Raw genomic sequence first — 12948 nt, forward strand, 5'->3', positions numbered from 1 at the left:
TTAAGTTTAGGCAATTAAGCAAGTTCCAAACTTCCGTTGCTGAAAGAGGTGCAAATTATTGGCATGTCCTATATAGACATTACTGACACCTCTAGAAATCGCTTCAAATGCATTATATAGTTTCGGGATCATCCCGTCATGAATGGTCTTGCTATCTTTCAATCTTTCGAAATCAACAGAACGAATGGTTTCAATAACGGATTGCTCATCATTCACATCCAGCAGTACACCGTTTTTATCAAAACAATAGATCAATGAAACTTCATATAGTTTTGATAGGGCAACAGCCAAGGAAGACGCGATGGTATCCGCATTGGTATTCAATAGTTGTCCATTCCCATTATGGGTAATAGCTGAAAACACGGGAATAAATTCCGCTTCTAATAGTTTTTTGATGGCTAGGGAATCGATGGAATCAGCGAGGATATCACCTACAAAACCATAATCGATTTCCTTAACCGGTCTTTTCACCGCCTTGATCACATTGGCATCTGCCCCACATAGGCCAATTGCATTGCAATTGTATTTCTGCAAGGAAGCCACCAAGTTTTTATTGGTTAGGCCTGCATAGACCATGGTCACGACGTCCAACATGGCAGCATCGGTAATACGTCTACCCTCCACCATCTTGGCCTCGATACCCATATCCGATGCCATACGCGTTGCGATCTTTCCTCCGCCATGCACCAGGATCTTACGACCCGGCAAAGCAGAAAATTTCTCTAAAAACTCTTCTAATTGTTCCGGGTTGTCAATGACATTCCCGCCTATCTTGATAATATTTAATACCGACATCCTAAATTTAACCCTTCAAATCTTCCAACATTCTTTTCAAAACAACCTGCGCAGCCCATACCCTATTGCTGGCTTCCTTGATCACCAATGAATTTGGCCCGTCCAAAATCTCTGAGGACAATTCCAAATCCCTACGCACCGGCAAACAATGCATCACCTTGGCATCATTGGTCAACTTTAATTTTTCATTATCCAACAACCAATTTTCATTGACTGGGTACACCTCCCCATATTCCATAAATGAAGACCAGTTCTTCACATATACAAAATCTGCGTCTGCAAGAGCCTCATCTAGGTTGGTCGTGATATGAGCACCAGGTGTAAAGTCTTCCGACAATTCATAGCCAGCAGGTTGAGCGATGGTAAAATCAACCAATCCCTCTTCCTGGGCACGACACATCCATTCTGAGAAAGAATTAGGAACTGCTTGAGGCAATGCCTTCACATGCGGCGCCCAAGCCAATACAACCTTCGGTTTATCAGTTTTCTTGTATTCTGTAATCGTGATCAGATCAGTCAAACTTTGCAATGGATGCCTAGTTGCACTTTCCAAAGAAACCACCGGTACTCCACAATATTTAATAAATTTATTGAATAGGTCTTCCGAATAATCCGCTTCCTTATCCTTCAAGGTAGGAAATGAACGCAGACCAAGAATATCACAATATTCACCCATCACAGCAGCAGCTTCACGGATATGTTCGACAGTGGTACCATTCATGATCACCCCATCTCGAGTTTCCAAAGCCCATCCATCCTTATCCATGTTCATGACCATCACGTTCATGCCAAGGTTCATCCCTGCCTTTTGCGTACTCAAGCGTGTTCTCAAACTAGGGTTAAGAAATACCAAACCTAGCATTTTATGCTTCCCCAAGGTTTCGTTGGAATAAGGACTAGCCTTTATTTCTAATGCCTCTGTAACGATGTCTTTCAGATTATCTACGTCTGCTACGGAAAAAAACTTCTTCATTTAATCTATTTTGATTTTTATGCTTTTAATCTCTCTTCAAAAGCAGTTAAAAATTGATCAGCAATCTTATTGGTAATGTTCAATGCAGGCAAAAGACGAATCACATTGGGTTTCGCCTCTCCTGTAAAAATCCTGTTTTTCAACAACAAATCTTTCTTAACATGGGCAAACTCTGCTGGCAATTCGATCCCGATCATCAAGCCTCTCCCCCTAACTTCCAACACCTGATCAAATTTCTTGAGCTCTTCGATCAAATAACTACCTACTTGAGCTGCATTTTCCATCAAGTTATCTTGCTTGATGATGTCCAGCACAGAGACAGCGGCCGCACATGCCAAATGGTTACCACCGAAGGTAGTCCCTAAAAGGCCAAATGAAGCTTTGAATTTTGGAGAAATAGCAATTCCACCGATTGGAAAGCCATTGCCCATTCCCTTTGCCATGGAATAGATATCAGCATCTACACCAGCATAGTCATGGGAGAAGAAAGAACCTGTTCTTCCATATCCACATTGTACGGAATCAGCAATGAATACCGAACCATATTGATCACAAAGACTACGGATCAGTTTCAAGAAAGGTATAGAGGCTTCACGGATACCACCTACACCTTGGATACCTTCAATGATAACAGATGAAATCTCATCCCCATATTCCTTGAATGCTTTTTCCAAGGCCTCTTCATCATTAAAAGGGAGGAATACTACATTATCGGTCTCATTGACTGGAGCAACGATGGCAGGGTTATCAGTGGCAGCAACCGCCAAAGAAGTACGTCCATGGAAAGACTTAGAAAAGGCGATCACCTTTTTTCGTCCGGTATGAAATGATGCTAATTTCAGGGCGTTTTCATTCGCCTCAGCACCAGAGTTACATAGAAACAAGGTATAGTCAGGTTTACCTGAAACTTCACCTAATTGTTTCGCTAATTGTTGTTGGATAGGGATCAAAATGGAATTGGAGTAAAAGCCAATTTTATTCAATTGATCCGTGATACTTTTCACATAATGCGGATGGGTATGACCAATGGAGATAACAGCATGACCTCCATATAAATCCAAATATTCAGTTCCTTGTTCATCCCATACAGTAGAGCCTTGTGCTTTTACGATGTTGATAGGGGTAACAGGATAAACGTTAAATAGTTCCATGAAATGAAATAAATATGCTAAAGTTTAGTTTTTCAAATGTACAAATAATTAAATAGCTGAACTTACTTAAAAAGGGTATAAAATAAAAAAGTCCTCTTGGATAAGAGGACTTTTCTATGATTCGTTTAAAGATTATTCATCAACTTTTTTTCCACCGTCTAATTCGGCTTTAAGTTTTTCTAGTTCTTCAAATTTACCATCTGCAGCTAATTGTGCTTGTTCAGCCCAAGTAGTAGGATCTGCAGTGTTAAAGTTAGAACCAGCTTCAGTTAAGATTTCTTTAACTTTCTCAGCATCAGTTTTAGCTAATTCAGCGTAAGTTGCAATACCAGCAGCTGCTAATACTTCTGCAATCTTAGGACCGATACCTTCAACAATGGTTAAATCATCGCCAGATTTTTCAGCTTTTGCCTCTTTTGATTCAGTTGTTGGAGTAGCTTTCTTTTTAGCAGAACCACGACGTCGAGTAGATTTCTTCTCAGTTTGAGCAGTTTTACCGTAGATTTCGTTGTAATCAACTAATTCGATAAATGCCATTTCTGCGTTGTCACCCAAACGGTTCTCTAATTTAATGATACGAGTGTAACCTCCTGGACGAGATGCTACTTTTTCTGAAATCTCGCGGAACAAGATAGAAACTGCATCCTTGTCTTTCAAGTAAGCGAATACCGTACGACGTGAGTGTGTAGTGTCGTTTTTAGATTTTGTAATCAAAGGCTCCACATAAGTACGCAACGCTTTTGCTTTTGCTAAAGTCGTAGTAATACGTTTGTGTTTGATCAATGAAGTCGCCATGTTAGCTAACATCGCCTTACGGTGACTGTCAGTGCGGCCTAAGTGATTTACTTTTTTTCCGTGTCTCATTTTAGTTTTGATTTTGTGCGTACCGTTCTTTTTCTACAGACCGTAGTCCATATACTCTGGAGGAATTACGCAGCAGGTCGCTTATATTATTTAATTATTATTCTTCGTCCAATTTGTATTTAGACAGGTTCATACCAAATGATAAACCTTTAGATTTAACTAGCTCTTGAATTTCGCTCAATGATTTTTTACCAAAGTTGCGGAATTTCAACATATCAGCTACATCGTATGTAACCAATTCAGCTAAAGTGCGAATATCAGCAGCTTTCAAACAGTTCAATGCACGAACCGAAAGATCTAAGTCTACCAATTCTGTTTTCAAGATCTTACGCATGTGTAAGATTTCCTCGTCAACAACCTTAGTTTCTTCTTTAGTTTGAGACTCTAACAACATGTTTTCGTCAGAGAACAACATAAAATGTTGGATCAAGATTTTAGCTGCTTCTTTCAAAGCATCTTCTGGATGAATGGAACCATCAGTAGAGATGTCTAACAACAATTTCTCGTAGTCAGTCTTTTGCTCTACACGGTAGTTCTCAATGGTATATTTTACATTCTTAATTGGAGTGTAGATTGAGTCAATCGCAATTACTCCAACAGGACCATCAACCACTTTATTTTCCTCTGCATTTACGTATCCGCGGCCTTTTGCAACTGACAATTCAACTTCTACAGTTACTGAACTATCCATGTTACAGATGACCAAATCAGGATTCAATACAGTAAAATTATTGGAAAACTTCGTAATATCACCAGCTGTAAATTGATCTTGACCATTGATAACCACAAAGATCTTCTCGTTATCGCCTTGTTCACCTGATTTCTTAAAACGTACTTGTTTCAAGTTCAAGATGATTTCAGTTACGTCTTCTACTACACCTTTAATGGTAGAGAATTCGTGCGACACGCCTGAAAATCTTACCGACGTAATTGCATATCCTTCTAAAGAGGACAATAAAATACGGCGTAAAGCATTACCAATAGTAACTCCAAAACCTGGCTCTAGTGGACGAAATTCAAAGGTACCATCAAAATCAGTTGATTTTTGCATGATAACTTTATCCGGTCTTTGAAATGCTAAAATTGCCATTTATGTTCTTTTAAGTTTATTTACTATTTATGAAAACAACAACATGCATCTATGACAATGCATGTTGTTATTAATTATTATTTAGAGTACAACTCTACAATTAAGTTCTCTTTAATGTTTTCTGGAATATCAGCTCTTTCAGGGAAATTAACAAATGTTCCTGTAAGTTTGTCTGCATCCCAATCCAACCAGCTGAATTTGTTGATTTTTCTTCCAGCTACTGAGTTTACGATTGCCTCTAATGATTGAGAACGCTCGCGAACAGCAATAACATCACCTGGACGGATACTGTATGATGGAATGTTAACGACTTGACCGTTAACTGTAATGTGCTTGTGCGAAACTAATTGACGAGCAGATGAACGTGTAGGAGCGATGCCTAAACGGTAAACGATGTTATCTAAACGTGCTTCTAATAATTTCAAGAAGTTTTCACCAGTAACACCTTGTTTTGCTGCTGCCTTAGCAAATAAGTTAGCGAATTGACGCTCTAATACACCGTAAGTGTATTTTGCTTTTTGCTTTTCTAACAACTGAATTGCGTATTCAGATTGTTTTCCTCTTCTTTTCGATGGTCCGTGTTGACCTGGAGGATAATTCTTTTTTTCTAATGCCTTATCTGGGCCGAAAATTGGCTCTCTAAATTTACGAGCTATTTTGGACTTAGGTCCTGTATATCTTGCCATTTCTTATTCTGTTTGAAGTATCAATCAGCCTATAACTGACGAATCTTATCTTAAACAAATCTGTTATTAAACTCTTCTGCGTTTTGGAGGACGACAACCGTTGTGAGGTAGTGGAGTAATATCTTTGATCGTAGTCACATCGATACCAATACCTTGCAATGAACGGATAGCCGACTCACGTCCAGCACCCGGACCTTTAACGAAAACTTCAACTTTACGCAATCCTAAATCATGTGCAACTTTACCACAGTCTGAAGCAGCTTGTGATGCAGCGTATGGAGTGTTCTTTTTAGAACCTTTAAAGCCCATTTTACCAGCTGATGACCATGAAATTGTTTGACCTTGATTGTTAGTCAAAGTTACGATGATGTTGTTAAAAGTAGCGTTGATATGAGCTTGTCCTACAGGCTCGATAACTACGATACGTTTTTTAGTAACTTTTTTACTTTTAGCCATTTCTTACTTATTATTTAGTAGCTTTTTTCTTGTTTGCAACTGTCTTACGTTTACCTTTTCTGGTACGAGAGTTATTCTTAGTACGTTGTCCACGAACTGGTAAGTGTTTACGGTGACGCAAGCCACGGTAACAACCAATATCCATTAAACGTTTAATGTTCAACTGAACCTCTGAACGTAATGCGCCTTCTACCTTAATCTCATCATTGATGATTGTACGGATAGCTGCTAATTGATCATCATCCCATTCTTGAACTTTTACATCTTGACTGATGCCTGCTTTCTCTAGGATATAAGCAGCAGTAGAACGACCAATACCAAAAATATAGGTAAGGCCGATGATGCCTCTTTTGTTTTTAGGTAAATCTATACCTGAGATCCTTGCCATATAATATTTTAAGCGATTATGTTAAAATTAACCCTGACGTTGTTTGAACTTCGGGTTCTTTTTATTGATTACAAATACTTTTCCTTTACGACGGATAATCTTACAATCCGCACTACGTTTTTTTATTGATGCTCTAACTTTCATTACAGTAAATTTTTAAAAGCTATTTTTATTGAAGAAACTTACGTTTACTTATAGCGGTATGTAATTCTTCCTTTTGTTAAGTCGTATGGTGACATCTCTAACTTCACTTTGTCACCTGGTAATATTTTAATATAATGCATGCGCATTTTCCCCGAGATATGTGCAATGATTTCATGCCCATTCTCTAATTCAACGCGAAACATCGCGTTGGAAAGCGCTTCTTTGATTATGCCGTCTTGCTCAATCGAGGCTTGTTTAGCCATAAAATCTATTATTTTAAATGATGATATACCCGCAAACAGGAGTGCAAAGATAAATAAAATAATTGAATACCAACTACTTTTTATTTAAAACTTTCTCAATGGCCTCAAAATTCAAAAGCACGTCCGGACTGCCTTTTCGGATCGCAACCATCTGTTCAAAATGCGCCGAAAGCTTTCCATCAACTGTACTCACTGTCCAACCATCATCCCAGAACTTGACCCCTGCCTTACCGGCATTGATCATCGGTTCGATACAGATTACCAATCCTTCTTCCAATTTCGGACCCGATCCACGTTTACCGTAATTCGGAACCTCAGGTTTTTCGTGCAAATGAAAACCAACTCCATGTCCTACCAATTCTCGAACGATCCCATAACGATATGGCGATACATATTCTTGAACGGCAGCTGAAATATCTCCCACACGTTTTCCCGCGATTGCTTGATCGATCCCCGCTTGCAACGAACCTTTTGTCACTTCTAACAATTGTTTCGCTTCTTCAGAAATCTCTCCTACAGCAAAAGTATATGCAGAATCACTGATAAAACCATTCAAATTCACCCCTCCGTCGACCGTTACGATATCTCCATCTTTCAGAACATAGTCACTTGGAAATCCATGCACGACCTGGTCGTTCACAGAAATACACAATGAATAAGGAAAACCTTGATAGTTCAAGAAGGCTGGTGTTCCTTTGTGATCTTTAATAAAATCAAAGGCAAACTTATCTAGGGATAAGGTCGTAATGCCTGGCTTTACTAATCCTGCAATTTCAGCAAGTAATTGCGAGAGTACATTTGCTGACTCTCGCACTTGCTCAATTTCATCTGCTGTTTTATAATATACTTTAGACATTCAAAATTATAATGCGGATTGATCATAGCCTTCAACTGTAGTCGCAGTGCTTCTACCTTTTACACGGCCTGTTTTCATCAATCCATCATAATGACGCATTAACAAATGACTTTCAATTTGCTGAATCGTATCCAATACAACACCTACTAAGATCAATAGGGATGTACCACCATAGAAATGTGCAAATTGATTGTTTACTCCAAATAATGTTGCAATTGCTGGCAAGATCGCAATGATCGCCACAAATACAGCACCAGGGAAGGTAATATGTGATATTACGTTGTCGATAAACAAGTTGGTCTCATAACCTGGCTTGATGCCCGGAATAAAACCACCGTTCTTCTTCATGTCCTCAGACATCTGCTGCGGGTTGACCATAATCGCCGTATAGAAGAAGGTAAATGCAATGATCAACAAGGCAAATACCACGTTATACGTAACGGATGTATAGTTACTCAACGAGTTTAAGAAATCTGACTGGACGTTCGGGAAGAACTGGGTCAACGACATCGGTAAAAACATAATCGCCTGAGCGAAAATGATTGGCATTACACCCGCCGCATTTACCTTTAAAGGAATGTATTGACGCACACCACCAATCTGTTTGTTACCCACGATTTTCTTCGCGTATTGTACAGGGATCTTACGAACACCTTGTACAACCAAGATCGTGAAGATCACGACGAAAAACAGCGCGACAAACTCCAATAACAATGGAATAGGACCACCACCACTCGGGCTCATTCTGGATGCCCATTCTGCAGTAATACCTGCAGGAAGCTGAGCAATAATACCAGCCATAATGATTAATGAAATACCATTACCAATTCCTTTATCGGTAATCTTTTCACCTAGCCACATCACAAACAATGTACCCGCTGTCAAAACAACTGCTGATAGAATGGAGAACATTGGATCCGCAATAGTCTTAGCTTCTGGTCCGATTTGAGTCTTCACATAGGCTACGGCTTGAACCAACGTAATCGCTACGGTAAGGTAACGAGTGATGTTGTTCATTTTCTTACGGCCAGATTCACCTTCTTTCTGCATCTTTTGAAAAGCAGGAACAGCAATCCCCAATAGCTGAACTACGATAGATGCCGAGATATAAGGCATAACACCAAGAGCAAAGATCGCCGCACGGGAGAATGATCCCCCAGCAAACATATTGATCAAGTTCATGATGTCATTACCACCTTCTCTGTTTACTACCAACGCTTCCGGATTGACACCTGGTAAAACCACGTGACAACCAACGCGGTATATTAAAAGAAATAGTAACGTATTAAGAATACGATTACGTAATTCTTCTATCTTCCATATATTGGTTAAGGTTGTGATTAGTTTCTTCATGTATTATTACAATTTAACGATAGAACCACCTGCTGCTTCGATAGCTTTTTGAGCTGAAGCTGAAAATGCATGGGCCTTTACTTCTACTTTTGCGGTGAACTCGCCACGACCTAAGATTTTAATTAAGTCATTTTTTGAAACTAATCCGTGCTCTTTCAAAGTATCGAAATCTACAGTAGTTAAGCTGTATTTCTCAACGATAGCTTGCAAAACATCTAAGTTAACACCTACATATTCTACACGGTTGATGTTCTTAAAACCAAATTTAGGTACACGACGTTGAAGAGGCATTTGACCACCTTCGAAACCGATTTTCGTAGAGTTACCTGAACGAGATCCTGCTCCTTTGTGACCACGAGTTGAGGTACCACCACGGCCAGATCCTTGTCCACGACCAATACGTTTTTTAGTTTTAATTGAACCAGCTGCTGGTTTTAGATTACTTAAGTTCATTTTTAATCAAATTGTGCTACGCCTTCGCTCTCACTAAACAGGCCTTAGCATTCCATAAATTTATTAACAAAGAATGGAAAGGAAGTGAGTATCCTTTCCATCTATTCTTATTAAATGGATTCTACAGCCACTAGGTGGTTCACTTTACGAACCATTCCAATGATTGCTGCTGTAGCTTCAACTTCTACCGAATGGTTGATTTTCTTCAAACCTAATGCTTCGATAGTTTTCTTTTGGCGCTCGCTTCTGTCGATAACGCTCTTTATCTGGGTGATTTTAATTTTTGCCATGATATTAACCGTTAAATACTTTGTTTAAATCGACACCACGTGTTTGCGCTACTGTATAAGCGTCACGCATGTTAGCTAATGCATCGATAGTTGCTTTTACCACGTTGTGTGGGTTAGAAGAACCTAATGATTTTGCTAATACGTCTGTAATGCCTGCAGACTCCAATACCGCACGCATCGCACCACCTGCCAATACTCCGGTACCACTTACAGCTGGTTTGATCAAAACTGAACCACCTGAATATTTACCGTATTGCTCATGAGGTACTGTACCTTTGATAATAGGAACCTTTACTAAGTTTTTCTTTGCATCATCGATACCTTTAGTGATAGCTTCAGTAACCTCTTTAGCTTTTCCTAATCCGTATCCTACGATACCGTTCTCATCTCCAACTACAACAATAGCTGAGAAACTGAAGGTACGACCACCTTTGGTCACCTTGGCTACGCGCTGGATGCTTACTAAGCGATCTTTTAATTCGATTTCGCTTGATTTTACTCTTTTAATATTGCTTAATGCCATTTTTCTTCTTTAATTAAAAGTCTAAACCGCCTTCGCGAGCACCTTCAGCCAATGATTTGATACGGCCATGGTATAAGTACCCATTACGGTCAAAAACTACTTTGCTAATTCCTGCTGCAACCGCTTTCTCAGCAACCAATTTACCTACTTCTTTCGATTGATCTACTTTGTTACCTGATCCAGCAAACTCTTTTGACAAAGTTGATGCTGAAGCGATAGTTTTACCCGTAGTATCGTCGATGATCTGTGCGTAGATGCCTTTGTTACTTCTAAAAACCGTCAAACGAGGACGTTCAGTTGATCCAGCCAGGTGTTTTCTAATTCCTTTTTTGATTCGCTCTCTGCGAGTTGATTTAATTCCTGCCATGGTTATTATTTTTTAGCTGATTTACCTGCTTTTCTTCTTAATACTTCACCTGCAAACTTGATACCTTTACCTTTGTATGGCTCTGGCTTACGGAAGCTACGGATTTTCGCCGCTACTTGACCGATCAATTGCTTGTCGATAGATTCCAAAGTGATAGTTGGGTTCTTACCCTTATCAGCAGTTGTTGTTACTTTAATTTCCTGTGGCAATACGAATACAATCTGGTGAGAGAAACCTAAAGTTAACTCTAGCGTATTACCTGTGTTTGCTGCACGGTAACCAACACCAACTAGTTCTTGGGTAGTTTTGTATCCCTCGGTTACACCTACAACCATATTGCTCAATAGGGCGCGGTATAAGCCATGTAATGCTTTGTGCTTTTTTTGTTCTGTTGAACGTGACACAACGATATTACCATCTTCTTGTTTAACGGTAATGTCGCGGTCTACTTGTTGTGTTAATTCACCTTTAGGGCCTTTAACAGTTACCAGATTCTTATCTGATACTGTAACCGTTACACCCGAAGGTATAGCGATAGGCGCTTTTCCAATTCTTGACATTCTGTGCTTTTTCCTAGATTAATAAATGTAACATAAAACCTCTCCACCAACGTTTTGTACGGCAGCTTCTTTGTCTGACATTACTCCTTTCGAAGTAGACAAAATCGCAATTCCTAAACCGTTTAATACACGAGGGATGCTGTCAACACTTGCATACTTTCTTAAACCAGGTTTACTCACACGTGTCAAAGTGCGAATAGCCGGTACTTTGCTAATTGGATGGTATTTCAAGGCAATCTTGATTGAACCTTGAGGACCTTCTTCAATAAATTTGTAATTAGCAATGTAACCTTTGTCGAAAAGAACTTTTGTGATTTCTTTTTTAAGGTTCGATGCAGGAATTTCAACAACCCTGTGGTTGGCCTTGATGGCATTCCTTACTCGGGTAAGGTAATCCGCTATTGGATCTGTATTCATTTTGTATAAAAATTGTGATAATGGTTTCCATGACTAACCGAAGCCACAGACCTTTTATCGGTTAAAATATTGCAATGCAAAAAAAACCCGATAAACCACAGTTCGTGGTTTATCCGGGCAAAAGTAATTATATTTTTTTGATTACCAAGAAGCTTTTTTCACTCCTGGGATTTTTCCGTCTAGGGCCATCTCACGGAATGTTACACGTGAGATACCGAATTGACGCATATATCCTTTAGGACGTCCAGTTAATTTACAACGGTTGTGCAATCTTACTGGGGATGCATTCTTTGGTAATTTATCTAAAGCTGCATAATCACCTGCTGCTTTCAAAGCTGCACGTTTCTCTGCAAATTTTGCTACTAATTTCTGACGCTTTACTTCGCGTGCTTTTAATCCTTCTTTAGCCATTGTTATTCGTGTTTTGGTTTTTGAATGGTAAACCGAATTGTTTCAATAATTCTAAAGCTTCGATATCGTTCTTAGCTGAAGTTACGAAAGTGATGTCCATACCTTGGATCTTGTTGATCTTGTCAATGTTGATCTCAGGGAAGATGATCTGCTCAGTAATACCCAAATTGTAGTTACCATGTCCGTCAAATCCTTTATCGTTGATTCCACGGAAGTCACGAATACGTGGTAAAGAAACCGCGATTAAACGATCTAAGAATTCGTACATATTGTTGTCACGTAAAGTTACGCGAGCACCAATAGGCATACCTTTACGCAATTTGAAGTTCGAGATATCTTTTTTAGATTTCGTAGGAACTGCTTGCTGACCAGTGATGGTAGTCAACTCCGTGATAGAGTTGTCGATCAATTTCTTGTCTGCAGTAGCCGCACCGATACCTTGTGATACTACGATTTTCTCCAGTTTAGGAACTTGCATAACGCTTTTATACTGGAATTTTTCTTTAAGCGCTGTACGGATTTCTTCCGCATATTTCGCTTTTAATCTTGGTACGTAAGTCATTATTTAATTTCCTCCCCTGATTTTTTTGCGTAACGAACTATTTTGCCATCTGCATTAACTTTACGTCCAACACGGGTAGGGTTACCAGTCTTAGGATCGATTAAAGCTAAGTTAGAGATGTTGATTGCAGCTTCTTTCTCGATGATACCACCGTTCGGGTTAGCTGCGCTAGGTTTAGTGTGTTTCTTCACAATGTTAGCGCCTTCAACAACTGCTCTGTTGGTTTCAATAATAACTTGTAATACTTTACCTTGAACACCTTTAGAGTTACCAGCGATAACTTTCACTAAATCTCCTCTTTTGATCTTGATCTTGTGAGTAGGTTTGTTTGTTTTCTGTGCCATAA

21 protein-coding genes are annotated in these 12948 nt (G+C 39.3%); all 21 read right to left on the reverse strand.

Annotated features, from left to right (window positions below; translation table 11 throughout):
* Positions 1-6 precede the first annotated feature (6 nt).
* Positions 7-795, reverse strand: a complete 789-nt coding sequence (gene argB, locus CKW03_RS16505) for an acetylglutamate kinase (protein WP_093100370.1) — start codon at positions 793-795, stop codon at positions 7-9.
* Positions 796-802: 7 nt separating this feature from the next.
* A complete protein-coding gene (locus CKW03_RS16510) occupies positions 803-1768 on the reverse strand; it encodes a Rossmann-fold NAD(P)-binding domain-containing protein (protein WP_093100371.1) in 966 nt (321 codons plus the stop codon).
* A 17-nt stretch (positions 1769-1785) separates the two neighbouring features.
* Positions 1786-2919: an aspartate aminotransferase family protein gene (locus tag CKW03_RS16515; protein ID WP_093100373.1), complete on the reverse strand. Its 1134-nt coding sequence runs from the start codon at positions 2917-2919 to the stop codon at positions 1786-1788.
* A 132-nt stretch (positions 2920-3051) separates the two neighbouring features.
* The gene (rplQ, locus tag CKW03_RS20925) at positions 3052-3783 is read right to left on the reverse strand and encodes a 50S ribosomal protein L17 (RefSeq protein WP_093100375.1); all 732 of its coding nucleotides are present in this window, start codon (positions 3781-3783) and stop codon (positions 3052-3054) included.
* Positions 3784-3880: 97 nt separating this feature from the next.
* Positions 3881-4873 carry a DNA-directed RNA polymerase subunit alpha gene (locus CKW03_RS16525; RefSeq protein ID WP_093100377.1) on the reverse strand — a complete coding sequence of 331 codons (993 nt, stop codon included), beginning with the start codon at positions 4871-4873 and terminating at the stop codon, positions 3881-3883.
* Positions 4874-4950: 77 nt separating this feature from the next.
* Positions 4951-5559, reverse strand: a complete 609-nt coding sequence (gene rpsD, locus CKW03_RS16530) for a 30S ribosomal protein S4 (protein ID WP_093100379.1) — start codon at positions 5557-5559, stop codon at positions 4951-4953.
* 66 nt (positions 5560-5625) lie between these two features.
* Positions 5626-6015 (reverse strand): 30S ribosomal protein S11, encoded by a 390-nt coding sequence (rpsK, locus tag CKW03_RS16535; protein WP_093100381.1) that lies wholly within the window; start codon positions 6013-6015, stop codon positions 5626-5628.
* A 10-nt stretch (positions 6016-6025) separates the two neighbouring features.
* Positions 6026-6403, reverse strand: coding sequence for a 30S ribosomal protein S13 (gene rpsM / locus CKW03_RS16540; protein WP_093100383.1), 378 nt, complete (start codon positions 6401-6403; stop codon positions 6026-6028).
* 27 nt (positions 6404-6430) lie between these two features.
* Positions 6431-6547, reverse strand: a complete 117-nt coding sequence (gene ykgO, locus CKW03_RS16545) for a type B 50S ribosomal protein L36 (RefSeq protein ID WP_013665024.1) — start codon at positions 6545-6547, stop codon at positions 6431-6433.
* Between the two features lie 44 nt (positions 6548-6591).
* On the reverse strand, positions 6592-6810 hold the full coding sequence (infA, locus tag CKW03_RS16550; RefSeq protein ID WP_021071231.1) for a translation initiation factor IF-1: 219 nt from the start codon (positions 6808-6810) through the stop codon (positions 6592-6594).
* A gap of 73 nt (positions 6811-6883) precedes the next feature.
* The gene (map, locus tag CKW03_RS16555; RefSeq protein ID WP_093100385.1) at positions 6884-7666 is read right to left on the reverse strand and encodes a type I methionyl aminopeptidase; all 783 of its coding nucleotides are present in this window, start codon (positions 7664-7666) and stop codon (positions 6884-6886) included.
* 6 nt (positions 7667-7672) lie between these two features.
* A complete protein-coding gene (secY, locus tag CKW03_RS16560; RefSeq protein ID WP_093100387.1) occupies positions 7673-9019 on the reverse strand; it encodes a preprotein translocase subunit SecY in 1347 nt (448 codons plus the stop codon).
* A gap of 6 nt (positions 9020-9025) precedes the next feature.
* Positions 9026-9472 carry a 50S ribosomal protein L15 gene (gene rplO / locus CKW03_RS16565; protein WP_093100388.1) on the reverse strand — a complete coding sequence of 149 codons (447 nt, stop codon included), beginning with the start codon at positions 9470-9472 and terminating at the stop codon, positions 9026-9028.
* A gap of 110 nt (positions 9473-9582) precedes the next feature.
* On the reverse strand, positions 9583-9762 hold the full coding sequence (gene rpmD / locus CKW03_RS16570) for a 50S ribosomal protein L30 (RefSeq protein ID WP_093100390.1): 180 nt from the start codon (positions 9760-9762) through the stop codon (positions 9583-9585).
* A gap of 4 nt (positions 9763-9766) precedes the next feature.
* Complete coding sequence (gene rpsE, locus CKW03_RS16575) at positions 9767-10285, reverse strand: 30S ribosomal protein S5 (protein ID WP_093100392.1); 519 nt, start codon at positions 10283-10285, stop codon at positions 9767-9769.
* Positions 10286-10298: 13 nt separating this feature from the next.
* Positions 10299-10652 carry a 50S ribosomal protein L18 gene (gene rplR, locus CKW03_RS16580; protein WP_093100394.1) on the reverse strand — a complete coding sequence of 118 codons (354 nt, stop codon included), beginning with the start codon at positions 10650-10652 and terminating at the stop codon, positions 10299-10301.
* Between the two features lie 5 nt (positions 10653-10657).
* Complete coding sequence (gene rplF / locus CKW03_RS16585) at positions 10658-11212, reverse strand: 50S ribosomal protein L6 (RefSeq protein WP_093100396.1); 555 nt, start codon at positions 11210-11212, stop codon at positions 10658-10660.
* Positions 11213-11230: 18 nt separating this feature from the next.
* Positions 11231-11629, reverse strand: coding sequence for a 30S ribosomal protein S8 (rpsH, locus tag CKW03_RS16590; RefSeq protein ID WP_093100397.1), 399 nt, complete (start codon positions 11627-11629; stop codon positions 11231-11233).
* 141 nt (positions 11630-11770) lie between these two features.
* Positions 11771-12040: a 30S ribosomal protein S14 gene (gene rpsN, locus CKW03_RS16595; protein ID WP_093100399.1), complete on the reverse strand. Its 270-nt coding sequence runs from the start codon at positions 12038-12040 to the stop codon at positions 11771-11773.
* A complete protein-coding gene (gene rplE / locus CKW03_RS16600) occupies positions 12033-12602 on the reverse strand; it encodes a 50S ribosomal protein L5 (RefSeq protein WP_093100401.1) in 570 nt (189 codons plus the stop codon). Before rplE ends, rpsN begins: the two co-directional genes overlap by 8 nt.
* Positions 12602-12946 carry a 50S ribosomal protein L24 gene (gene rplX / locus CKW03_RS16605; RefSeq protein WP_093100402.1) on the reverse strand — a complete coding sequence of 115 codons (345 nt, stop codon included), beginning with the start codon at positions 12944-12946 and terminating at the stop codon, positions 12602-12604. Before rplX ends, rplE begins: the two co-directional genes overlap by 1 nt.
* Positions 12947-12948 lie beyond the last annotated feature (2 nt).

It is taken from the genome of Sphingobacterium mizutaii, assembly GCF_900187125.1.
GTDB lineage: Bacteria > Bacteroidota > Bacteroidia > Sphingobacteriales > Sphingobacteriaceae > Sphingobacterium > Sphingobacterium mizutaii.

What these genes read in the sequence shown, in the direction of transcription:
- rpsN (WP_093100399.1), bottom strand. Translation starts at nt 12,040, where the DNA reads ATGGCTAAAGAAGGATTAAAAGCACGCGAAGTAAAGCGTCAGAAATTA.
- rplF (WP_093100396.1), bottom strand. Translation starts at nt 11,212, where the DNA reads ATGTCAAGAATTGGAAAAGCGCCTATCGCTATACCTTCGGGTGTAACG.
- argB (WP_093100370.1), bottom strand. Translation starts at nt 795, where the DNA reads ATGTCGGTATTAAATATTATCAAGATAGGCGGGAATGTCATTGACAAC.
- CKW03_RS16510 (WP_093100371.1), bottom strand. Translation starts at nt 1,768, where the DNA reads ATGAAGAAGTTTTTTTCCGTAGCAGACGTAGATAATCTGAAAGACATC.
- ykgO (WP_013665024.1), bottom strand. Translation starts at nt 6,547, where the DNA reads ATGAAAGTTAGAGCATCAATAAAAAAACGTAGTGCGGATTGTAAGATT.
- rpsM (WP_093100383.1), bottom strand. Translation starts at nt 6,403, where the DNA reads ATGGCAAGGATCTCAGGTATAGATTTACCTAAAAACAAAAGAGGCATC.
- rplO (WP_093100388.1), bottom strand. Translation starts at nt 9,472, where the DNA reads ATGAACTTAAGTAATCTAAAACCAGCAGCTGGTTCAATTAAAACTAAA.
- CKW03_RS16515 (WP_093100373.1), bottom strand. Translation starts at nt 2,919, where the DNA reads ATGGAACTATTTAACGTTTATCCTGTTACCCCTATCAACATCGTAAAA.
- rplQ (WP_093100375.1), bottom strand. Translation starts at nt 3,783, where the DNA reads ATGAGACACGGAAAAAAAGTAAATCACTTAGGCCGCACTGACAGTCAC.
- map (WP_093100385.1), bottom strand. Translation starts at nt 7,666, where the DNA reads ATGTCTAAAGTATATTATAAAACAGCAGATGAAATTGAGCAAGTGCGA.
- infA (WP_021071231.1), bottom strand. Translation starts at nt 6,810, where the DNA reads ATGGCTAAACAAGCCTCGATTGAGCAAGACGGCATAATCAAAGAAGCG.
- rpmD (WP_093100390.1), bottom strand. Translation starts at nt 9,762, where the DNA reads ATGGCAAAAATTAAAATCACCCAGATAAAGAGCGTTATCGACAGAAGC.
- rpsE (WP_093100392.1), bottom strand. Translation starts at nt 10,285, where the DNA reads ATGGCATTAAGCAATATTAAAAGAGTAAAATCAAGCGAAATCGAATTA.
- rplE (WP_093100401.1), bottom strand. Translation starts at nt 12,602, where the DNA reads ATGACTTACGTACCAAGATTAAAAGCGAAATATGCGGAAGAAATCCGT.
- secY (WP_093100387.1), bottom strand. Translation starts at nt 9,019, where the DNA reads ATGAAGAAACTAATCACAACCTTAACCAATATATGGAAGATAGAAGAA.
- rplX (WP_093100402.1), bottom strand. Translation starts at nt 12,946, where the DNA reads ATGGCACAGAAAACAAACAAACCTACTCACAAGATCAAGATCAAAAGA.
- rpsD (WP_093100379.1), bottom strand. Translation starts at nt 5,559, where the DNA reads ATGGCAAGATATACAGGACCTAAGTCCAAAATAGCTCGTAAATTTAGA.
- rpsK (WP_093100381.1), bottom strand. Translation starts at nt 6,015, where the DNA reads ATGGCTAAAAGTAAAAAAGTTACTAAAAAACGTATCGTAGTTATCGAG.
- CKW03_RS16525 (WP_093100377.1), bottom strand. Translation starts at nt 4,873, where the DNA reads ATGGCAATTTTAGCATTTCAAAGACCGGATAAAGTTATCATGCAAAAA.
- rplR (WP_093100394.1), bottom strand. Translation starts at nt 10,652, where the DNA reads ATGGCAGGAATTAAATCAACTCGCAGAGAGCGAATCAAAAAAGGAATT.
- rpsH (WP_093100397.1), bottom strand. Translation starts at nt 11,629, where the DNA reads ATGAATACAGATCCAATAGCGGATTACCTTACCCGAGTAAGGAATGCC.